Raw genomic sequence first — 20,770 nt, forward strand, 5'->3', positions numbered from 1 at the left:
GTTTTTGTAAAGAAATTAGAGCACTGAAAAAAAAACCAATAGAAAAGAGAAAAAGATGGGTTATAATCTTTGTCAGCTCTTGTATCATAGGGCATTTTAGTTTAGAGAGAAACAACCTATGTGGGGCCTGTAGCTCAATTGGTTAGAGCCAGCGGCTCATAACCGCTTGGTTGGGGGTTCGAGTCCCTCCGGGCCCACCAATAGGGAAATGTCCAATAGAAAAATGGATCGCTTATATAAAAGTTTTGAGATTCTACCTTTTTTGTTTTTTATTTATTTTCCTGTTTGTTTTAGAAGCTTTTGGTCGTTGTTTGTTGCAGTTTTTTCTCTCAGTCGCTTTAATATGATGGTATGTTTTCTTAGTCTCATCAAAGGAGTTCTCTCATTTGCAACCTTTTAGCATTTGGATTAACTGATATGGGGCGCTATTTACTTTCTTAATTCATATACTGTTTTGTACTTTTTCTGTGTGGTGTTCTTCATAAAATAGAAGGCTAAAAGCTTCATTGGATAAGTTTATTTATACTTGTTCTGCAAATAAATAGACCTCAATAAAACCAATTTTAAAGATTGGACCTGTTCAGAACAAATGGCTCAAAAAACATTTAGTGTAAATTTGCTTTTTTCTTAAGTGATGCTAAGGTCTTTTAGACGTTCGAATAGCATCATCGTGATGAAAGGTTAGTGTATAAGAGAATGTGATCTATGGGCATTCATATGTATCATGGGGCAACGATGATAATAACATTTGTTGATATTTTTTTTCCAAGAAAGGAATTCTATTTGATATTTTGAGAAATATTGTTCATAGTGACGGTGGCGTGTTCTCTGAAAAGAATTTTATTAATTGTTCTTTGAAAAGTCAATTGAGTGATTATTTCTATCGCTTTGCATCATCCAGATTCTATTGTAATAAGCATTTTATTATTCTTTAAGAAATATTTTCTATGATATTAGAAAATTCATTAAAATGCCATTTTCTGTTTTTGTGTATTTTTTGCTTAAAGTTTAAATTATAGAGTTTTCATGTGATCCGAATTATTATTGAAGAACAGACGTCTTTTTTGATTTTACTCTCATAAGGAATTGGCAATATTGCGGTAACCCTAGCACTTTTTTGTATTGCTAACATTTTTCTCGTATTGATCGTATAGAGAGTTTTATCTTTATTATGAGTTTTTTCTCTTATGAAAAATTATTGGCAGGGAGGGTGTTTTTTTGGAAAAGTATACTTTTTCTTCAAAGTCATACTTTGAAAATATAATTCTTCATAATTTGCATAAGGGAATTTCTCTCTTGTTGTAAATCTGTATAAAATTTACGTACAAAGATTGTGCGTGGTGATTCGTTTTATTTTTTAATAGTATCATTTTTGCTTATGATAGAGACTTATATTAGTATTTACAAGGGGCGTTTAGAGGGGAGGTTACCTGTAAACGTGTTACAGAGTTTTAGGTAATGTGGCTCTGTTTATAAGAATTTATTCCTATAACATTGTTATATTCTTGCTTTGCAATATTGTTAAAAAAATATAGATGGTGCTATGTAGAATAAATTGTGATGTATTTTTTTCAAAAAGCTTTTTCGTGTTCTCTTATATAGAGTTCAGGAGTGTCTTCAGGGATATTTTCACATTAGTTTTTATTGGTCCGAATCGCAAGATCTGCGTAACATTATTCGCGTTTTTGATAGATTATACCAATTTTCATAAGAAGGTCTGGATCGTGTGATGCTTTCTGTTTCACCATGGTGCATGACTAATAGAACTTCATCTGATTTTGTAAAATAAGTTTGTACACAATTGCTTCCATACTGCCTATTGCAAATATTTTTTTCTAAGGTATGAGATATATTTTAAACGCTTTAGCGTTATATAGTGTGACTACATGGAGTATGACTATGAAGAATGATAAAAAATTTGAAACAACTTTATCTGATATTATTGTGAAATGGGAGTCTTTATCGACGTCTCAAAAGCAAGCGATATTGGATAAAGTAGAAAATTCTACAGATTCTACAGATTCTGCTCATTCAACAGAACATTTAAGGCTTCAATCTTCTTTTTATCTCCAGACGAAATCAAAGTTATGAGTTTTAAGTCTTCATCGGAGATGTTGAAACCAGTTATTACATATATGGCACTAGCATTTCCCAGTGTATTCAAAATAGCCATGAGTTTGTCTACAGAAGGCCTCTTGCCTCCATTTATCATTTGTTGGACGTAATTTTGTCCACAGCCTGCAGCTCTGCTTATTTCAATCATTGTTCGTCCGTCACTTTTTATTAATTCAACTAAGCGTTGGAACCAATCTTTTTCAGTCTTTGTCATTTTTAGACCTTTACATATTTACGCTATAGCGTTAATATTGCGTTGCGAATCCAGAATATATGATACAAGGAGCGTGAAAATATCCATGTGTAGCTCTTCGCTAAGGAAGCATATAGAGTTGTTTTTAACTAATAACAAAATGTCCCCATACACTTTCAGATTCGAATCAATAAAAATGGTTGCTTAGTTCCACGGTTGTGAAAAAGTAAATGTGTATACCAGAAAGGGCGATACACACTCGTATGTTTATGAGATTTCACTATGATAGTATACGTAGCAGCATTATAAATCAAGATATACCCCAACATCAGAATTTGTAAAAAAAATTCTGCGTTGAGGTAGTGTGTGAATATAACGAAGCTTTAGAGCCTTAAGAGATAGGATAATGGCTGTAGAAAAAATGTAAATTGCATAGACAAAGAATACTGATTTCTTCTTTATTGTAATAAATTAGATCACTATCAGATGGTATATCGTATATATGCGTAAAAAAATGGGAAATATCAAAAAAGTGATCTTGGATATTTTATTAAACAGGAAGGTAATCTGATCCACAAAGGTGGTTGTTTGGTAGAATTGTACATTCGATCAATGCCCTTATGGCGATGAATGTGTTTTTATGATGCTGCGGTTTATAATGAAGTCTGTGTTTATAATGATATTGTTATTGATAACAATGCATTAACATATGGTTGTTTAGTTGTTCGTAAGAGTTCGCATGTTTATGAAAAATAAGAACTTTATCGTTATTTGAATATGAGTGGAGATGCATATGTTTATGCTAATGCGGTCTTTTTTGATCAAGTTTTGAATGCTCAATGTATTGAATTTTGTGGTGATACTCGTGATTTTAGAAAGGCTCGAGTTTATAATGATGCTTTAGTTTGTGGTGATGTAAAGATTTGTGGGAAGGAAAAATTTTACAGAAATGCTGTGCTTTGTGACACTGAAGATTTTTGTAATAATGAAAAACTTTCATATATAGCCGCATTCCTCATGGCGTAAAAAAGGAAGATAGGAACGATTTGGGCAAGGCTTGTATGATTGGATTGCGTCGTTAGTTTTATTTGACGTTCCTTATTTTTTGTATTTTGTGTCAATAAACGTGTCGCAAATAATTGGTGTGAGTGTAGATTTAGCCGCTTTCAGAGATTTGTTTGCGTCATTTATCAATGCTTTAATGGAGAAAATAAGAACGCCGAGAGTGACTGTTCACACTTGGAACATGCAATTTATTGCATTCTTTTTTTGATTGAGGATGAAACAAATTGGTCAAGATGATCACTTGAGCGACAATTAAGGGAGATCCAAATGAGTGTAAACGAAATTTTATTGGGAGCAATGATTGTTGTTTTGTTGTGCAGTGGGGTTATATTTCGGTTTTCTTTATATTATCGCAGTCAAGTGAAAATTTTAAAAGAGGAATCTAGAAGAATAAAGCATGAGTTTTTAAGAGATTCTATGAAGATGACTGAAGAACGAGATAGGGCTATTAGAGAGCAAAGTATGGTGATTAAAAGACGTGACCAAGCAATTGAAAAACTGAAAAAACAAATTAAGCAATATGAAAAAAATGAAAAGAAATATAAAAAAATGCTTAAATCTGAAGATGATAAAGAGTGATTGTATTCATATTTTGCATTAAAGGGTTTGGAAATGTGTTAGGAAGATTGGAATGACGAGAGAGATAAACTTTAATGAAGCCAATTATGGTGCTGATGGAGAGATTGTATTGGAAGAGAATATTCAAGTTTACTCTGATTTTATGACAACATTTAAGTTTATAAGACAGAGCGTCGTTGATCATAAAATAAGAGTTTATGATGATAAACCAGTTTATAGGTAGGCTGGTTATTAAAAAGCGCGTCTATACAATCCAGCAATTTTATATTATTACTGGAAACAATTTTGCACGTTCTTTTTAGATGTAAGGTATAAATGCTACGATAGTTTCAGCTAATAGGTATAAAAAATTGCATGATAATAGAAAGAAAGAGATATTTGCTTTTTATGAAGATGAAATGGGTAAGTCAGTTATGATTATCAGATACAGAAGAGGAATATGAACGTAAAAGATATTAATATCTTGTAGAGTAAATATATTTCTCATTGATGATTTATCTTCTCTTCATGTGCGTTTATTTTTTATGAAAAATACAAAACTTAAAAGATTTTCTTTTTGATAAAGACTATAGAGATTTGAGTATGATTGAAAATAAACATATAATCTGTAAGAATATGACTGTTATTTGTGAGTGTCAGAAATAATACAGAACTTCCTCTCATTGAGGGGAAATCAATCACTTTTCATTTATCACAAAAGTGACTACCATACCATTATACAAAATAGACGCTTGTTTTAATGGTAAAGAACGTTAGGACTGTAGTTCTCTAATAAGAGCCTTATGTGTAATTTCTTTTATTTGCTCAATATTGATTAGGATATCTTGTTTTGTTGGATAACCTTTACTAGAAAAAGCAATTTTTTGTGCATCTCCTGAGATTAAACGCCAGTACCATTGATTGTGAACTCCTTGAAACACCTCAAAATACATGCTTCCCACCTCATAAAATAGCTGATAATTTTCAGGATAAATATTTAACTAATCCGCTTGTAAACATTAATGTATGTCTCTCTAGGAAGTCGTCAATATATTCCCCTTAAATTTTCTGACCTTAAAAAATAATTTCTATGAGAGCTATTATTCTTTTAACAAGAAAAAATTTATTGTCAATAAGATATGAATGAGAATTTTATACTATAAAATTATTTTTTTTAATTTAAAGACACTATACTTTCATTTACAACGCAAATATTTTTCTGTCGTTACAGAAAAAAAGTTTATAAATTATATAAAATTTCACCAGCAAGGATAAAGTAAAAAATACTTTTTTCCATACTGGTAGAGTTTAATCATTTCTTGTTTTTTCTTTTTAAATAGACGTTTATTGATTAGCTATAACCTCTTTTTGGGATACGCTTCGAATGAGTAAATCAATGAATAAGCTAAGGGTATAAGAATTGGCCATTTTAGCTTTCATATCGATAAGAGAGGTTGTAGTTTTAGGGTTAAAACCATTTGATAAACCTTGTCTTGACAAATATTGCTGCAATTTTTCATAAGAACTGTCGATTTTTTCTTGATTTAGTTTTTCGTTACGATCACTATCGGCAAGAGTTTCTTCCAGCCCCTCGATTTTTTTAATAAAATAATTCCAGTCAAAATCACCTTTTGTATATTCGGTGTCAAACATTTTTCCTTGTCCAGTTAAAAGCCAATTAATATTGACACCATATAACGTGCGGTATGTTTGTAAGACACTAAGATTGGGTTCTCTCTCTCCACGCTCATAAAAAGCAATGGAATTTTTTGTCATGCTAAAACTTTTAGCTAAGGTTTCACGTGATGGATCGCCTAAAGCAAGACGTACATAACGTAAACGTTTTCCAAATATGGTTTTTGATTCAGTTTCAGGACGTGCCACGAATTATCTCCCTCGGTAAATCATCATGGTATAAATCATTAAATAATAAAAGCACACTATGTATTAATATTCTATGATATAATGTCAATATTATAGCTTTAATTTCTTGTTGTTTTTTTATTTGTGTAGCTAGAAAGCAATCTTGCACTTATTGTATTGACAATTGATATTCACTTCAAAACAAAATTCCTTGTTGCTACATTTGTCTCTTGCTTTTTTTGAGAGAATTTTCATGTAACTTTACCATATATATTCTATACACCTCTGCATTAATAGATGCAACTTTAAAGAGATGCAAACTTTGGATTGGTACTGGGTGTGCTTAGATGAAGTAGAAAATAAACTTTGAGGAATGATCATGGCCCTATTACGCTATTTTGGGTTTGCTTTTTTTTTCACGATTATTGGTGTCTTTTTAGGAGGGGTTATTGGTTGGTTTGAAACGGAAAGTATTACTGGTTTTCTTAAATATTTTTTTATTTGCTTTGTTTTAGGAGTTTTGGAAATTTCTTTATCTTTTGATAATTCTATTATCAATGCGCGTGTTCTTAGTAGAATGAGTCCATTGTGGCGTCGTCGTTTTCTTATGTGGGGCATTTTGATAGCTGTATTTGGGATGAGAATTGTTTTTCCATTATTGGTGGTTGTCGTTGCTGTTGGGATTAATCCAATTGCGGCAGTCAAATTAGCGATATGGGAACCACATCGATATGCTGAAGTTTTAACCGATGCGCATATGGGGATTGCTGCTTTTGGAGGAACTTTCCTTATGATGGTTGGCTTAAAATATTTTTTTGATTCTGAAAAAGAAGTGCATTGGCTTAATGTTATAGAGAAACCTGCTCAAAAGTTTGGGGCGCTTGTTGGAATTGATATTGCAATTGTTTTGATTTTGATCTTATTGGTTTCAGGTCAGATTGACGCAGAAAATAAAATAACTTTTTTATTGGCAGCACTTTATGGACTTTTGACCTTTATCGGTGTTGAAGTTGTCGGTCATCTTTTGGATACTCCTCAAAAGACTTTAACAACAGTAGCTCACGGGGGAGTAGGGGCGTTTCTTTATTTAGAAGTTCTTGATGCTAGTTTTTCTTTCGATGGCGTGGTTGGTGCTTTTGCCTTTTCACACAACCTTTTTATTATTGCGATAGGTCTTGGTATCGGAGCATTTTACGTTCGTTCTATGACAATTATGTTGGTTGAATCAGGAACATTATTGCATTATCGTTATTTAGAGCATGGTGCTTTTTATGCAATTCTAGTTCTTGCAGTGATTATGTATCTGCAAACGATTATATCGGTTCCTGAAGTTTTAACAGGACTTGTGGGAGTCTGTATTATTGGAATGGCATTATATTCTTCGATTCGTTTTAAGCATCGTCAATTGGATAAACATGTTGTATCTAAGTAATGGAGATCTCTTCCTTTTTCAAACTTTTGTTTATCGCATATCTTTGAATAGAAAGAGGTCTTTTATGCAAAATAAAATACTATTTTATTGCTTATTTGCGTTTTTTTAAGTTGAGTTTATTGCATAATACTACCCATGAAGGGAATAATATACAATCTCTAGGATACTTTTTGACCTAAATATAAGACAGAAAGCTGATGCTATACTTTTTACCAGCTTTCAATATTATGACAAGCTTTTGCATTAATGGTTCATAAGAGGCCTTTTTGCTGTTTTTTTGAATGATTTCTATTCATACATTGGATTCTCTTTGTAACGTGTAAGAGAATGGTTTTGAAACAGGTTTGAAATGAGAGAATTTACGATATTCTGAACTCTTACTTAAATATGTGCAAAATAATTTATCCTTTATAAATCAGTGTATTATAATGGTAGATTAGAGAAGGATATTTTAAGAGACCATTAAAAGTTCTATACCGGCTTCGTTCATTGTTTTAAGCATAGTGTTTAGTGATCCGTTTACATCAATACCAGCACAGGCATTTAATGAAACACTGACTTTAAAACCGCATTGCATAGCGTGAAGAGCAGAAAATCCGACACAAAAATCAGTTGCTAAGCCACACATAATGAGCTTAGTAAAACCATGTTCTTTAAGATAAACTTGTAAACCTGTTGGTGTTTTTTGATCATTTTCAAGAAAAGCAGAATAGCTATCCATTTTTTGATTATAGCCTTTTCTAAGGATAAGTTGTGCCTTTTCCACTCTAAGAGATGGATGAAATTCTGCTCCTTGTGTTCCTCGTATGCAATGATCAGGCCAAAGTATTTGAGGACCATAGTCAAGAGTGACTGTATCATAGGGCTTTTTTTCAGGATAGCAGGAAGCAAAGCTGCAATGGTTTTTGGGATGCCAGTCTTGGGTTAAGATAATGTGATCAAAATGATTTATGAGATTATTGACGGCGGGTAAAATAGCATCACCTTGTGGTACGGCAAGTGCTCCACCTAGTAAGAAGTCATTTTGAACATCAATGACGATTAAGGCTTTTTTTTCCATAAATATATTCCTATACGAGATGAGCTTTTATCGTATTTTTAAAAAGCTATATGTCGTCTTGAAGTTTTGAAATGATATGCTGGATATTGATATTATTTTTATAATTATCAAGCCAAAAGAGGGGAATGGATAAGTTTTTACAATTGGTTTTATAGTTTTTTACGAATTGTAACCACGTACCAATGGGAAGTGCACTGTATTCATTTGTTGCTACGTGTTGATGCAAAGCTTTCATGATCATTGGGCTTGGAACGTCAGATCCCATAAGGCGGCGGTCGTTTTGTAAACGTAATTTAAGCCATATCAAGGCAAGGGGTGAAGTCCATTGCTTTCCGTAGCAAAAAATCGATGAAAAAAGAGAAGGATTTTTTACTGCGTAATATAAAGCCCATAAAGCGAGAAAAGAAGGCGCATAGAGAATTGCTTTTCTTTGTGGTACCATATTACATTGATAAGTCGGTTTAATACGATAAAAATACAATGTTATATCTGGTATGGAAAAGAGAGGCAATGTTTGATAACAGGTTTCAGGTACAGCTAAAAAGATTTGCTTTTTGCTCTTTAGGGGGATGTTTTTTTGCATTCAGGACCATACTGGGGCTTGTGAGATTAGAAAAAATGTACCAATATAGAGCGAAAGCTTTTGATACGACGTAAGTGCTATTTACTGTACAGTTTCAAAAAGCAAAAGCAGTTTTTTCAAAATCCTAATCTTTAATATCGCATAATATAAAGAGAAATTTATGGCACGTCAATTTATCTATCATATGGCTGGGCTTAACAAGTCTTACGGCAATAAAAAAGTTCTAGAAAATATTCATTTGTCTTTTTATCCAGATGCGAAGATCGGTATTTTAGGGCCGAATGGTGCAGGGAAGTCAACTATTTTACGTATTATGGCTGGGCTAGATAAGGAATATACGGGAGAAGCATGGATTTCTGAAGGAGCTCGCTGTGGTTATCTACCACAAGAACCTTTGCTTGATGCGAGCAAAGATGTGCGTGGTAATGTGATGGAAGGTGTTGCAGATAAACAGGAAGTTCTTGAGCGTTATAACGAATTGATGATGAATTATAGCGAGGAAACGGCTGATGAAAGTGCACAGCTTCAGGACATTATTGACAGTCAGAATCTTTGGGATTTAGAAAGTCAAGTGGAAATGGCTATGGCTGCTCTTGGCTGTCCGCCAGCCGATGGGGATGTAACAAAACTTTCGGGTGGTGAGAAGCGGCGTGTTGCACTTTGTAAATTGCTTTTGTCAAAACCTGATTTATTACTTTTGGATGAACCGACAAACCATTTAGATGCTGAAACGACGGCTTGGCTTGAGAGGCATCTACGTGAATATCCTGGGGCTGTGCTTTTGATAACCCATGATCGTTATTTTCTCGACAATGTAACGGGTTGGATTTTAGAATTAGATCGCGGTAGAGGTATTCCTTATGAGGGGAACTATTCTGCTTATTTGGGGGCTAAAGCCAAGCGTTTGGCTCAGGAAGGCCGTGAAGAGGCAGCACGTCAACGTGCTTTATCACGTGAGCAAGAATGGATCGCTTCTAGTCCAAAAGGGCGACAAGCAAAGTCAAAAGCTCGGATTAAGGCTTATGATGAGTTGGTTCAAGCAGCACGTGAGCGCCGTCCTGGAGAGGCGCAAATCATTATTCCTATTGGAGAAAGATTAGGACAGGTTGTTATTGAGGTTGATAATCTCTCTAAAGCTTATGGTGAACGTGTATTGATTGATTCTCTTTCTTTTAAACTTCCTGCTGGTGGCATTGTCGGCGTTATTGGGGCCAATGGTATGGGAAAGTCGACCTTGTTTAAAATGTTGACGGGACAGGAAAAGCCCGATTCAGGTCAGATACGTATCGGTGAAACAGTTCACATGAGTTATGTGGATCAGAGTCGCGATTCCTTGGTGGGGGATAAAACTGTTTGGGGGGAAATTTCTGGTGGAAATGACATTATTAAATTAGGCAAATATGAGATGAATAGCCGCGCTTATTGCGGGGCTTTTAATTTCAAGGGGGCAGATCAGCAGCAGAAGGTGGCAAATTTATCAGGAGGGCAGCGCAATCGCGTACATTTGGCGAAACTTCTAAAAGAGGGGGGGAATGTGCTTCTTCTTGATGAACCGACAAATGATCTTGATACTGAAACATTGGGTGCATTGGAAGATGCATTGGAAAATTTCGCTGGTTGTGCAGTTATCATATCGCATGATCGTATGTTTCTTGATCGATTGGCAACACATATTTTAGCCTTTGAAGGTGATGGTCATGTAGAATGGTTTGAAGGTAATTTTGCTGAATATGAGGCTGATAAAGTTCGTCGTCTTGGGGCGGAATCTCTTAATCCTAAGCATGCAAATTATAAACCTCTTACACGCTAGAATTTTTTATCTTATCTCAACTTTGTTGGAATAATAGTGTATTTTATTGCGTTTGTTATTTCATAAATAAAGAGTGTGTGTACTCTGTGGGAGTTTTTATTCATTGAAAAGAGTAAGAGACACTTTATGAAATTATAGCCTAAATAGGGTTGTTCTAATCATGATATATAACCGGTTATTTCTTGTAAAATTGCAATGAAAAGGAGGAGATGAAGAGTATAGCACTACTTCTACAAATGCTCTGGTCATTGAGCATTACCATCTTTACTTAATAAAAATGCAAGCTGGCATCATCATGTTATTTATTTTTTCTCAATGGTATACAGTTTTTGTTTTGAGGTGGGCATAAAAGATATTTTTATCTATATGTCCTCTCTGTTTATGAGCTGTAAGAGAATGATTTGGATTGATTTATCATGAATATTATAATGAGAAGCAGATGGATAAGATCTGTTCGTTTTTTACATTAGCCTATTTTTTTCATAGTATGATAAAATAGAGAGCACAAAATAGATGAGAATATGCGTTGTATACTTGAATTTTTTTCCTATAAACAAATGTTTATAGGAATGTTGAGGGGATAATTATGAAAAAAAGTGCAAGTTTAGATGCAATGGTTGAGCTGCTGAAAGCGGTCGCAGAAGTAAGCCATTTACGTGTTCTTAGGCTCTTACATCATGAAGATTTAACAATCCCTGATTTTATTTTTATTCTTGATCAGTCGCAAGCATGTATATCACGATATTTACGTTTATTGTACGAAGCACGATTGATTGAGCGTTATCAGAAGGGGGATAGCCTTTATTTTAAGCTTTGTCATGATTTTTGGGGTGAAGACATTGTGATGGGTGTTCTTTCGGCTTTGCCAAAGAATGATGTGTTGTTAGCGCATGATTTAGAACGTTTGAAGGATGTTAAAAAGCAGCGTCAAAAAACGAGGAAGAAGTATTTCTTACAAAATGCGTTGCAACGGGATGTATTACGGTCATCTTATATGGCAGATCATGGTGTAGAAAACGCTTTACTTGAAATCATTGGCGATAAACCATTTCAGACGATGCTGAATATTGGAAGAGGTGAAGACTCTATCTTAAAATTGTTTTCTAATCTTTATACGCATGCGGTTCAAGTCGTGCTTGATAGCAATGTTTTTCACTTGTCTGTTGGAGATACAACTTTTGATTTAGTTATTCTTCATTGGGTTTTACATTTTTTTGAAAACCCTGAAATATTCCTTCATGAGATATCAAGTGTTTTGCGTCCTCATGGACGTTTATTGATTGTGGATTTTGGTTATCATGAAATTGAGTCTTCATATTCTGATCAAGCACATACGCGTTTTGGATTTTCGGCTTTACAAATAGAACAATGGCTTAAAAATACGAGACTTGTTCTAGAACAAACGGTTTGTCTTACTCCTATACAAAATGAAAACAGTGAGAAAGGTATGGTTACGCTTTGGCTTGCTCGTGATCCGCGTTTATTAGTTGACGATATCAAAGATAAACAAGTCAATTTTGCATAAATCGCGTTTGTTGACCTGCTTTATTCTCTGATTTTTCTTAAGGAATAGCGTAGAGATAAAACTTTATTCAATCATTGATAATCTATTGTTTTTTACATTTGTATTATGTTTTTATATGAGAGTATTGGTGTTTTACAGGGGCTTGGTGGCTGTGTACTGTGTAATGAAAGCATCTTCTATAGAGTTAAGCCTATGAGGATCGTTATTTAAGGTGTCTTGATATCATATTTGTTTTATTAGCCAATATATTGATTTTTTAGATTTCAATGAGAGGCTCGAATATAGGAATATTTTTTCATTTCAAATTTCCTGTTGCAGAATCCAAAAGAGTCTGTTTGTTTGTTACAAGAGAAGATATTTATCTAAATAATACCGTTTGTAAAAGGAAATACATATTTCTAAATATGAGAGCGGCGGCGATATGATGTAATAGCGCACAATATAATATAGTGATGGCTCATACCTTCATAAATGTCAAAAATGGTGGTACCCAATAGATCTTACGATGTTTCTTTAAACAGGTGCTTAGATAAGAAGTACCTTGGAATTTTTAGTGAGGGGTGCAAAAAGATGCTCTAAAAAGACGAAGGGGTAAAAGGGTAAGACAATGCATGATTTTCATTATTTAAAACACAGCGTTATGAGCGTGTTTGAAAGTCGTAAAGGCAAATGAAAGGGATGGTAAAGATGGCAATAGTTTTTTATCTTTGGGCTTTTATGTTTCGTTCAAAATAAATGATGGCTTTTTTAAGATTACTCAAACAGACGTAAATATTTTTACTCTAATTGGGCATATAAAAGCTGGGACTGTTTACATGGTTCTCATTTGCTCTAGTCTTTATCTCAAGCATATTGCCATGTTAGGAGCAGGTGTTGATTTACAAGTAATAGAAAACGTAAAAGCTTGGTAGATGACGCCATAAAATTACTCATAAATTAGTAATGGATTGGAGTGATATTCTGAATTTTAAAAACATTTTGTACAACAATGGTTATAATAGCGTATCTGACTTTACGTTTATTTCTTCTTACAAGCATTCATATATGGCGTTTGTCTATGTGTTTTTCATTATATTCATAAAAATAAGATTGACGATAATCTATGGATAGTCCGTGGATGAAAGTAGAAAAGAAAAGCGTGATATTACACTAAAGTTTCGTATCTCTTTATTATGAGAAGTATGAAGGTTATTAAAAAGGTTATTAAATAAGTCCATTTTTCTTGCCAAAAGTGATTTTTTCTTTTTATGCTTACTGCTCATTTTATGATGCAGCCCGTTAGTATAGCGTAAAATTGATAGGGCATCATCGTTTTATGTTTTTTATCCATATGCTTTTTCTTGTTTGTGATGTGCCGTAGTATGGCTATTCATTGATTCAATAGACGAAGGTTTAAAATAAGGGAATCTCACGTTCTTGAGATCTCTCATGTAAGTTGTAAAATGATGAGTTATGATTGTAAATCAATGCATTATTTACGTTAGAAGAACAGACTATAACAATTTTTGAGCATAGAAACTACTGTGTGTATTATTTTACGGGATCATTTAAATGATAGAGATTAAGAGAAACGGTCTGCATTGATCTCGGTTTGTTATGTTAAAATGCGTTAGAGCCTGTTGGTTATTGTAAAATAGTTTATCGTTATTTGGAATGATTATAGGACGTGATTCGAAACAAATACCTTCAGAGTTCTCATTTTTTCATAAAATTAAGCTGTTTAAATTCTTCATTGATTGTTACATGAGAGATGCGACAATATTTTAATAATCATTTACAGAATTTTTTATGAAGATAGATAAGATTTTAAAAATCTACATTTTTATTTTTGTGGTGATTGCTGTTGGAAAAGTGATTCTACTTTTATATAGTTTGATTTTTATAGGGTGGATACGTAGAAATTACGGTTTTTTTTGATTATGATTATCAGAGTTATGAAAGAAACTATTTAAAAGTTATAATGATCGTAGATTCCAATTGATGCTTCTTGAAATAAAATTGCTTCAAATTGGGTCATTTTAAACTTTTTTTGCCTAAATTTAAACATTTTTAAACAATTTATAACTCTTTTATGTTTTTTTGCGTAGAAGATGATAAGAATTTCTTGTTGTTTAAAGAATTTTATTCCATAGCAAGAATATTGCATCGGCTATCTTAGTGGTTGATGTGAGAGGACGATCGGGGAACCTCCTCCCCCCCCCCGCGTGGATCCCCTAGATTGTCTGGCCTGACTGAGGATTTCCTCAGTCAGGCTTTTTATAATTGTTTTGGGGGATGTTGTAGCGTGTTATTAGGGGGAAGTGTAAGATCTGTTATTGTTTCGCCTATACTACCTAAATACATAGAGGGGCAGTTTTTGTTGGGCGGATAGTGTTAGCGTATTCATTTTCAATAATTTGATTTTTCTTTATTGAAGCATCGTTGAATGCTATAAGGAGAATCATAAAAGGAATCTATGTTTGTGTTCTATGATCTTTAGGTAAGAGATAATGGAATCTTTTTCGCGTCGTATTGTTTTTATTTTATTTGTATTTTTTATTTTTGGCGCTGTCTTTTTTGCTTCTCAAAGTAGTGCTGTTTATCAGTTTTTTTCCGGTCGCTCTTCTTTTTCTTCTCAGAAGCTTGATGTAACAGAGGAGGAGTTGTTAGAGAGATTGTCTGTATCTTTTCCAGATATTATCAAGCATCTTTCTAAGATGAGTCCTCAACAGCAAGAGGTGTTTATTGCGCAGCTGCGTCGTGATGTAATTGCGCTTGCTTTTAAAAGTGGTCAGAGTCGTGAGCAGGCTCACAAATCTGGTGAAACTGTTGCTATGGCTCTTTCAAAAGCGATTTCTCGTCCTTCCATTGCTAATGCTTATTTTTAGCTATTTTTTTAATCGCGCTTTTGGGTTTTATTTTAAGGAGCAAGAGCTTTTCGTGAAGTCTTGAAAAGTGCGAGGAGATAATTAATTTGTAAGGTATTAACAAAATTTATCTCTCAAAAGGTAAGCAATTGGAGTATAAGGGTAATGTTGCAATCATTACAGGAGTGATAGAAAGTCTATCAAGGGTATTGGTCCAAGTTAATTGCATTATCAATCGCTACAATGACAAAAGCAGTATTGACTATAAAAAAACACGTTAACCGTGTTTTATATGCCGGTTATTTTTTTATTTGATATGAGAAAATAAAAATTTTTTAAAGGATTTAAGCTTTCTTTGTTCTACGGATTTTAGGATATTTATCCACTTGTATGATTTCTGAAAATGAGGTGCAAGGCTGATAAGATGGTAGTCTGTGACAAAGAAAAAATATTTGAATGAAGATGAGGGTTTATTTTTATTTAAAAGGCTTTGGGGGTATTGAGTTTCCTAACATTTTTCAAAAAAACAGACAAAAGTAATTGTTAAGCTTTGTTGTAGAGATAAAGACGGATATAGCTTTTTTAGCATATTGTTTTATAATGATAATTTGTCATTTTCATATTAAGTGAGAATCTTAAGAATTGCAAAATTCTCTCGTTTTAAATTTATTCATGGTGAAAAAATCAAAATCACTTTCTTGTGCACTACAAGTGAGAGGCTTGTGTGGATAAAAGCTCTTTCAAAAAAAGAAGTAAAAAGCTTCTTTGAGGCATCTTGAGAGCTAAAAGTCTGTTGCAATATTTTGAATTGGTAAAGAGTATGATGGTTTTAGTATATTTATGAATTTTTTATGCGCAATGATGGGAGCGGGGATTTGTTTTATGATTTGTTGGGGTTTTATCGGACATAAAGAGTGCTGTGGGTGTTTATTAACCAGAGAGAAGTGTTGATAACAGTTTATATTTTTTGTGAAACTTTTTTGATATTGAGGATCTTCGGTAAAAAGATGTTCTTGTCTCTCTTTAAGATGCTATTTTTTTAATATAAAAATTGAGTGATACAATAGTGATAGCAGAAATTTACAAATTATATCATTTTATTTAATACGATATAAGATTAATTATAGTCTCTTTATTTTTTTTACTTTATGATATAGATAAATCTATAATTTGTGCATAAAGAGATTTTCTTTTGTTGCAGAATTTTATCTTGAAATTGTCTTACTCTTTCCTTTTTCAAGCCGTTCTTTTGCTTTCTTTTTTTGTACAATACGTTTGCAAATTATTTGCAGCTAGAATTTGAGAATGTTTGAGTAAAGAGAAAGAAAATGCAATTTTTGAAAATCTTGTTAAATACAGCGTGTGCTGTATTTTTTGTATTTGATGTAAGTTGGACTCATAGTGTCTTAAATGTTGCGGAATCAGGAGAATCCTCAGTGATTGTTGCTTCTAAGATTCCTGATCGTCCTTATGAGTTTCTTATTCAGAAACTTGCGAATAAATATAATGTTCCCGTTAATTTAGCACATGCTGTTGTAAAAGTTGAAAGTAATTATAAGGCAGGTATAAAGGGGGCTGCTGGCGAAATAGGTTTGATGCAAATTAAACCCTCTACGGCACGAGGGTTGGGCTTTAGTGGTTCTGTACAGGATTTGTATGATCCTGCGACCAATCTTGAATATGGTATGCGTTATTTGGCACGGGCCTATAAACTCAGTGGTGGAAGTACATGTGGTACAATCCTTAAATATAATGCAGGCCATGCTGCAAAAAAAATGAATTCTATTTCAGCGAAATATTGCGCAAAAGTAAAGACTTATCTGGCTTCATTAAAATAAAAACATCTGTTGAGAGAGGTTTGTCATAAAATATTTTAAGATGCTATTTTCACGGAGCAGAAAATGTTTTATAAATTAGTATGTCAGTCGGCTGGGCAGCCGCGCTTGTCTGATACTGAAATACGGCAGGTGAGGAAAGTCCGGGCTCCATGGAAAGACGGTGCCGGGTAACACCCGGCAGGGGTGACCCTAGGGAAAGTGCCACAGAAAGTAAACCGCCTATTTTTATAGGTAAGGGTGAAAGGGTGGAGTAAGAGCCCACCGCGCATTCAGTAATGAATGTGGCAAGGTAAACCCCACCGGGAGCAAGACCAAATAGAAATGACGTGCAAAATTTAATTTGCAGCCGATTTCCGGGCGAGTCATTCGGGTAGGTTGCACGAGGCGGATGGTAACATCCGTCCCAGATGAATGGTTGCCATGTAAAGTGTAAGCTTTACTCTACAGAACCCGGCTTATAGGCCGACTGATATTTCATGATGATACGCGATATTTTATAAGATCAATTATATATGGTCTTTTATGGAGTCTATGTGTTTGAAATGGACACTTGAGCAAAGAGTGTTTTAAAAAATTATAACATTTCTTTAAGTATAATGCGTTAGGATCTGTTTTGGGATAACTTTAGTTTTTTCGTTCATTGTGATTAATGTGAAAGTTGAAGGCCAGGTTATTCTAAGATCAGTTGTCATGAGAGAGCTGTTGATTTAAGACAGCCTAACTTCAAGACGGATTATTTTGATAAAGCAGGATCAAAGAGCTGAACGCCATATTCCAGTGTTGTTACAGCCAGTTTTGGCTGGGCTTATGCCATTGGTTGGAACAAAAGTGATTGATGGCACCTTTGGTGCTGGTGGTTACACGCGCGCTTTGTTAAAGGCAGGGGCACAGGTGATTGCTCTTGATCGTGATCCTCATGCTATAAGTGCAGGACAATCGCTTGTTGAAGAATTTTTTCCACGCCTTCGTTTGGTCCATATGGCGTTTTCACAGCTCGATCGTGTCGTTGAAGAGAAGGTGGATGCAGTTATTTTGGATATTGGTGTCTCTTCAATGCAGCTTGATGAAGCAGAAAGAGGTTTTTCTTTTCAAAAAGATGGTCCATTGGATATGCGAATGGCTCAGACTGGTTTTACAGCCAGCGATGTTGTCAATCATTTAAAAGCAAGGGATTTGGCACGTATTTTTAAGATATTAGGGGAAGAGCGTTATGCGGGGCGAATTGCACGGATGATTGAAAAGCGTCGTGTTGTGCAGCCTTTTTTGCGTACAGGTGATTTGGCGGATGCTATCGAAACGTTGATAGGACGTAAACCGGGAGATCGTATTCATCCGGCAACACGTGTATTTCAGGCTCTTCGTATCTATGTTAATGATGAAATTGGTGAATTGGCATGTGGTTTATTTGCTGCTGAACGCGTTTTAAAAGCTGGAGGCCGTTTGGGGGTTGTCAGTTTTCATTCTCTTGAAGATCGTATGGTCAAAAGATTTTTTTCGGCTCGTTCTGGAGAATGTATGAGATCACGCTATCTGCCAGAAATAAAGGCTGCTCCAGCAACATTTTTTCCTTTGTTTAGAGGTGGGATCACGGCAACTAAAGAGGAGTTACAGAAAAATCCTCGTTCACGTTCTGCGAGGTTGCGTATTGGTGTACGGACTGAAGCAGAGGCTCTTGCAGCAGATATGAAATTATTTGGTTTAGCAGAGATTGCCAGTTTTGAAGGCAGCAAAAAATGACAGTTTTTCGTACATTTGATATGATTTTAGTGTTGATTATGATTTGTATGGCAGGACTTACTTATAAGGTAAAATATGATGTTCAAAAACGAATGAACGAAGTTCTTCATCTTGAGCATGAAATTGCTGCAGCAAAAAATACGGTAAGTTTGCTTCATGCTGAGTGGGCTGTGATGATAAGTCCTTCACGCATGCAAAAACTTGCGAAACGTTATCAGAAAGAACTTGGGTTAGAGGTTATACAGCCCCGTCAAATCGTGGAGTTTAAAGACATTCCGGTATGGGTACATGATCAAATTGAAGAAGTGATTAAACAAAATATCTTGGAAGATAATCAAAATATTTTGACAAATAATCGGGCTTCTCAGATCAATAGTGTTGTCCAAAAAGGCGCGCAGTAATGAAATCGACTTTTTTATTCTCACAGAAGAAAAAGCGCTTAAAGAATTCGTTGAATAATCATAATGTTTCTGTTCGTCGTCCCTATTCTAGTCGTCCACGTTTGCTTTTTTCGTTGTTCTGCTTTTTAATTTTATATGGCATCATGGGGGCTTGCCTTATTTCTTATGGGTTGGAAGGTGGACAGATTGAAGAAGCAAAAGGGCCAGGAGTTCTTCAATTGATGGCACGGCCTGATATCGTTGATCGTAATGGTCGTTTATTGGCAACAGATATTAAAACTTATTCACTTTTTGCTGAGCCACGACGTATTATTGATGTGGATGAAACAATTGAATTGCTCTCAACAGTTTTGCCTGATCTTAATTGGCAGGAAACCTATAAGCGCTTAAAAAGAAAATCTAGTTTTTCTTGGATACAGCGGGGGTTAACACCAATGCAGAAGACGCAAATTATGGCTCTTGGTATACCAGGAATTGGTTTTCGGACTGAAATTCGTCGCTTTTATCCTGATGGACCTGTAACTTCCCATATTCTCGGTATGGTGAATGTTGATAATCAGGGCATTGCAGGTATGGAAAAATATATTGATGATGCGGGGTTGAGTGCTTTGCGTGCCGCTGGTCTTGCCATGGAAGAATCATTAAAACAAGTTCAGCTTTCGATTGATGTGCGTGTTCAGGCAATTGTTCATGATGAACTTATTCAGGCTATGAAGCGTTATAAGGCAATTGCTGCAGGAGCTGTTATTTTAAATATACATACGGGGGAAGTTTTGGCTTTGGCATCACTACCAGATTTTGATCCTGGAAATCCTATCGAAGCTTTAAAAAGTGATCGTCTCAATCGGATGACGGCAGGAGCTTTTGAAATGGGATCAATTATTAAAAGTTTTACGACAGCCATGGCACTTGATTCCAATATTTTTTATTTAAACAGTATTATTGATGCTTCAAAGCCAATAAAAACAAGTAGTGGGTATACTATTCATGATTTTCATGGAAAAAATCGACCCTTAACGTTATGGGAGGTTTTTATTTATTCTTCTAATATTGGTTCTGCTAAAGAGGCATTGGCGATAGGGATTGATAAACATCGTGGTTTTTTGCAAAAACTTGGATTACTGGATCGTCTCACAACAGAGTTGCCTGAAGTTGCCCACCCTATTGTACCACATCATTGGAAGGATATCCATTCTATGACGATTTCTTTTGGGCATGGTATGGCAACAACACCCTTGCAAACAGCTGTCGGGGCTGCTGCTTTAATGAATGGTGGTTGGTTAATTGCTCCGACATTTTTAAAACGGACAAAAGAACAAACTCTGCACCATGCAAAACGGGTTTTGCAGGCTAAAACAAGTCAAAATATGCGTTACCTTTATCAATTAAATAGTGATATTGGTTCTGGACGTAATGCAAAAGTAGAAGGCTATCGTGTAGGTGGTAAGACAGGAACAGCTGAAAAAGTTGAAAATGGAAAATATTCTAAAACAAAAAATTTCAATAGTTTTCTTGCTGCTTTTCCTATTGAAGATCCTGCTTATGTTGTTTTAACAATTATTGATGAACCAAAGCCTGCAGAGGGACAGCGTTCAGCAACAGCGGGAATGAATGCTGGACCAATGCTTGCTAATATTATTCGTCGCACAGCTAGTTTTCTTGGTGTAAAACCCGATTTTAAAAAAGAATATGAGCTTCTTTTAAGTAAAAAGAGCAATTCAAGTTTCGTTAAACAACAGTAAAA

Annotated in this window: 19 protein-coding genes, 1 tRNA gene and 1 other RNA gene; 16 read left to right on the forward strand and 5 right to left on the reverse strand. The window is 34.7% G+C overall.

Annotated features, from left to right (window positions below; translation table 11 throughout):
- The first annotated feature begins 123 nt into the window (after positions 1-123).
- Together ACFIO5_RS04635 and ACFIO5_RS04640 are read left to right on the forward strand one after the other, a co-directional pair.
- Positions 124-200, forward strand: a tRNA-Ile gene (locus ACFIO5_RS04635).
- Positions 201-1,899: 1,699 nt separating this feature from the next.
- Complete coding sequence (locus ACFIO5_RS04640) at positions 1,900-2,091, forward strand: hypothetical protein (protein WP_375633027.1); 192 nt, start codon at positions 1,900-1,902, stop codon at positions 2,089-2,091.
- On the opposite strand, the gene ACFIO5_RS04645 is transcribed toward ACFIO5_RS04640, so the two are convergent.
- Positions 2,015-2,329, reverse strand: a complete 315-nt coding sequence (locus ACFIO5_RS04645) for a helix-turn-helix domain-containing protein (RefSeq protein ID WP_007347852.1) — start codon at positions 2,327-2,329, stop codon at positions 2,015-2,017. The genes ACFIO5_RS04640 and ACFIO5_RS04645 overlap by 77 nt on opposite strands.
- Before the next feature lie 609 nt (positions 2,330-2,938).
- Here ACFIO5_RS04645 and ACFIO5_RS04650 point away from each other — a divergent pair.
- The 4 genes from ACFIO5_RS04650 to ACFIO5_RS04665 all read left to right on the forward strand — a co-directional run bounded on the left by ACFIO5_RS04650 (position 2,939) and on the right by ACFIO5_RS04665 (position 4,175).
- Positions 2,939-3,064, forward strand: coding sequence for a hypothetical protein (locus tag ACFIO5_RS04650; RefSeq protein ID WP_375613352.1), 126 nt, complete (start codon positions 2,939-2,941; stop codon positions 3,062-3,064).
- A gap of 15 nt (positions 3,065-3,079) precedes the next feature.
- The gene (locus ACFIO5_RS04655; RefSeq protein WP_375634632.1) at positions 3,080-3,334 is read left to right on the forward strand and encodes a hypothetical protein; all 255 of its coding nucleotides are present in this window, start codon (positions 3,080-3,082) and stop codon (positions 3,332-3,334) included.
- Positions 3,335-3,640: 306 nt separating this feature from the next.
- Positions 3,641-3,952, forward strand: coding sequence for a hypothetical protein (locus ACFIO5_RS04660; protein ID WP_375613354.1), 312 nt, complete (start codon positions 3,641-3,643; stop codon positions 3,950-3,952).
- A gap of 52 nt (positions 3,953-4,004) precedes the next feature.
- Positions 4,005-4,175, forward strand: a complete 171-nt coding sequence (locus ACFIO5_RS04665; RefSeq protein WP_375621377.1) for a hypothetical protein — start codon at positions 4,005-4,007, stop codon at positions 4,173-4,175.
- 529 nt (positions 4,176-4,704) lie between these two features.
- On the opposite strand, the gene ACFIO5_RS04670 is transcribed toward ACFIO5_RS04665, so the two are convergent.
- Both ACFIO5_RS04670 and ACFIO5_RS04675 read right to left on the reverse strand, forming a co-directional pair.
- Positions 4,705-4,884 (reverse strand): YegP family protein, encoded by a 180-nt coding sequence (locus ACFIO5_RS04670; RefSeq protein WP_142416545.1) that lies wholly within the window; start codon positions 4,882-4,884, stop codon positions 4,705-4,707.
- 391 nt (positions 4,885-5,275) lie between these two features.
- Positions 5,276-5,815, reverse strand: a complete 540-nt coding sequence (locus tag ACFIO5_RS04675; RefSeq protein ID WP_375611979.1) for a helix-turn-helix domain-containing protein — start codon at positions 5,813-5,815, stop codon at positions 5,276-5,278.
- 358 nt (positions 5,816-6,173) lie between these two features.
- Between ACFIO5_RS04675 and ACFIO5_RS04680 the strand changes: the two genes are divergently transcribed.
- Positions 6,174-7,226 (forward strand): DUF475 domain-containing protein, encoded by a 1,053-nt coding sequence (locus tag ACFIO5_RS04680; RefSeq protein ID WP_375633023.1) that lies wholly within the window; start codon positions 6,174-6,176, stop codon positions 7,224-7,226.
- A gap of 451 nt (positions 7,227-7,677) precedes the next feature.
- Here the strand turns inward: ACFIO5_RS04680 and pncA are convergent, their stop codons facing one another.
- Positions 7,678-8,286, reverse strand: a complete 609-nt coding sequence (gene pncA, locus ACFIO5_RS04685; RefSeq protein WP_375618209.1) for a bifunctional nicotinamidase/pyrazinamidase — start codon at positions 8,284-8,286, stop codon at positions 7,678-7,680.
- Between the two features lie 46 nt (positions 8,287-8,332).
- Complete coding sequence (locus tag ACFIO5_RS04690) at positions 8,333-8,869, reverse strand: hypothetical protein (protein WP_375618210.1); 537 nt, start codon at positions 8,867-8,869, stop codon at positions 8,333-8,335.
- A gap of 160 nt (positions 8,870-9,029) precedes the next feature.
- On the opposite strand from ACFIO5_RS04690, the gene ettA reads away from it, so the two are divergent.
- The 9 genes from ettA to ACFIO5_RS04735 all read left to right on the forward strand — a co-directional run bounded on the left by ettA (position 9,030) and on the right by ACFIO5_RS04735 (position 20,768).
- Entirely contained in the window at positions 9,030-10,679 is a 1,650-nt protein-coding gene (gene ettA, locus ACFIO5_RS04695; protein ID WP_375633021.1) for an energy-dependent translational throttle protein EttA, read from the forward strand.
- A 586-nt stretch (positions 10,680-11,265) separates the two neighbouring features.
- Positions 11,266-12,204, forward strand: coding sequence for an ArsR/SmtB family transcription factor (locus tag ACFIO5_RS04700; RefSeq protein ID WP_375634631.1), 939 nt, complete (start codon positions 11,266-11,268; stop codon positions 12,202-12,204).
- 650 nt (positions 12,205-12,854) lie between these two features.
- Positions 12,855-13,115, forward strand: a complete 261-nt coding sequence (locus tag ACFIO5_RS04705) for a hypothetical protein (RefSeq protein ID WP_375634630.1) — start codon at positions 12,855-12,857, stop codon at positions 13,113-13,115.
- A gap of 1,578 nt (positions 13,116-14,693) precedes the next feature.
- Entirely contained in the window at positions 14,694-15,071 is a 378-nt protein-coding gene (locus tag ACFIO5_RS04710) for a hypothetical protein (protein WP_375618214.1), read from the forward strand.
- 1,307 nt (positions 15,072-16,378) lie between these two features.
- Positions 16,379-16,888 (forward strand): lytic transglycosylase domain-containing protein, encoded by a 510-nt coding sequence (locus tag ACFIO5_RS04715; protein ID WP_375633015.1) that lies wholly within the window; start codon positions 16,379-16,381, stop codon positions 16,886-16,888.
- Positions 16,889-16,971: 83 nt separating this feature from the next.
- Positions 16,972-17,362, forward strand: an RNA gene (gene rnpB / locus ACFIO5_RS04720) — RNase P RNA component class A.
- Positions 17,363-17,626: 264 nt separating this feature from the next.
- Positions 17,627-18,625 carry a 16S rRNA (cytosine(1402)-N(4))-methyltransferase RsmH gene (gene rsmH, locus ACFIO5_RS04725; RefSeq protein WP_375634629.1) on the forward strand — a complete coding sequence of 333 codons (999 nt, stop codon included), beginning with the start codon at positions 17,627-17,629 and terminating at the stop codon, positions 18,623-18,625.
- A complete protein-coding gene (ftsL, locus tag ACFIO5_RS04730; protein ID WP_375634628.1) occupies positions 18,622-19,026 on the forward strand; it encodes a cell division protein FtsL in 405 nt (134 codons plus the stop codon). Before rsmH ends, ftsL begins: the two co-directional genes overlap by 4 nt.
- On the forward strand, positions 19,026-20,768 hold the full coding sequence (locus tag ACFIO5_RS04735) for a peptidoglycan D,D-transpeptidase FtsI family protein (protein WP_375634627.1): 1,743 nt from the start codon (positions 19,026-19,028) through the stop codon (positions 20,766-20,768). Before ftsL ends, ACFIO5_RS04735 begins: the two co-directional genes overlap by 1 nt.
- Positions 20,769-20,770: the final 2 nt, after the last annotated feature.

Source organism: Bartonella sp. AA86SXKL, from assembly GCF_042196885.1.

Excerpts from the sequence above, each read along its gene's own strand:
- ACFIO5_RS04735 (WP_375634627.1), top strand. The coding sequence starts at position 19,026 with ATGAAATCGACTTTTTTATTCTCACAGAAGAAAAAGCGCTTAAAGAAT.
- ACFIO5_RS04645 (WP_007347852.1), bottom strand. The coding sequence starts at position 2,329 with ATGACAAAGACTGAAAAAGATTGGTTCCAACGCTTAGTTGAATTAATA.
- ACFIO5_RS04670 (WP_142416545.1), bottom strand. The coding sequence starts at position 4,884 with ATGTATTTTGAGGTGTTTCAAGGAGTTCACAATCAATGGTACTGGCGT.
- ettA (WP_375633021.1), top strand. The coding sequence starts at position 9,030 with ATGGCACGTCAATTTATCTATCATATGGCTGGGCTTAACAAGTCTTAC.
- ftsL (WP_375634628.1), top strand. The coding sequence starts at position 18,622 with ATGACAGTTTTTCGTACATTTGATATGATTTTAGTGTTGATTATGATT.
- ACFIO5_RS04650 (WP_375613352.1), top strand. The coding sequence starts at position 2,939 with ATGTGTTTTTATGATGCTGCGGTTTATAATGAAGTCTGTGTTTATAAT.
- ACFIO5_RS04640 (WP_375633027.1), top strand. The coding sequence starts at position 1,900 with ATGAAGAATGATAAAAAATTTGAAACAACTTTATCTGATATTATTGTG.
- ACFIO5_RS04680 (WP_375633023.1), top strand. The coding sequence starts at position 6,174 with ATGGCCCTATTACGCTATTTTGGGTTTGCTTTTTTTTTCACGATTATT.
- ACFIO5_RS04660 (WP_375613354.1), top strand. The coding sequence starts at position 3,641 with ATGAGTGTAAACGAAATTTTATTGGGAGCAATGATTGTTGTTTTGTTG.
- ACFIO5_RS04665 (WP_375621377.1), top strand. The coding sequence starts at position 4,005 with ATGACGAGAGAGATAAACTTTAATGAAGCCAATTATGGTGCTGATGGA.
- ACFIO5_RS04700 (WP_375634631.1), top strand. The coding sequence starts at position 11,266 with ATGAAAAAAAGTGCAAGTTTAGATGCAATGGTTGAGCTGCTGAAAGCG.
- ACFIO5_RS04690 (WP_375618210.1), bottom strand. The coding sequence starts at position 8,869 with ATGCAAAAAAACATCCCCCTAAAGAGCAAAAAGCAAATCTTTTTAGCT.
- ACFIO5_RS04710 (WP_375618214.1), top strand. The coding sequence starts at position 14,694 with ATGGAATCTTTTTCGCGTCGTATTGTTTTTATTTTATTTGTATTTTTT.
- pncA (WP_375618209.1), bottom strand. The coding sequence starts at position 8,286 with ATGGAAAAAAAAGCCTTAATCGTCATTGATGTTCAAAATGACTTCTTA.
- ACFIO5_RS04715 (WP_375633015.1), top strand. The coding sequence starts at position 16,379 with ATGCAATTTTTGAAAATCTTGTTAAATACAGCGTGTGCTGTATTTTTT.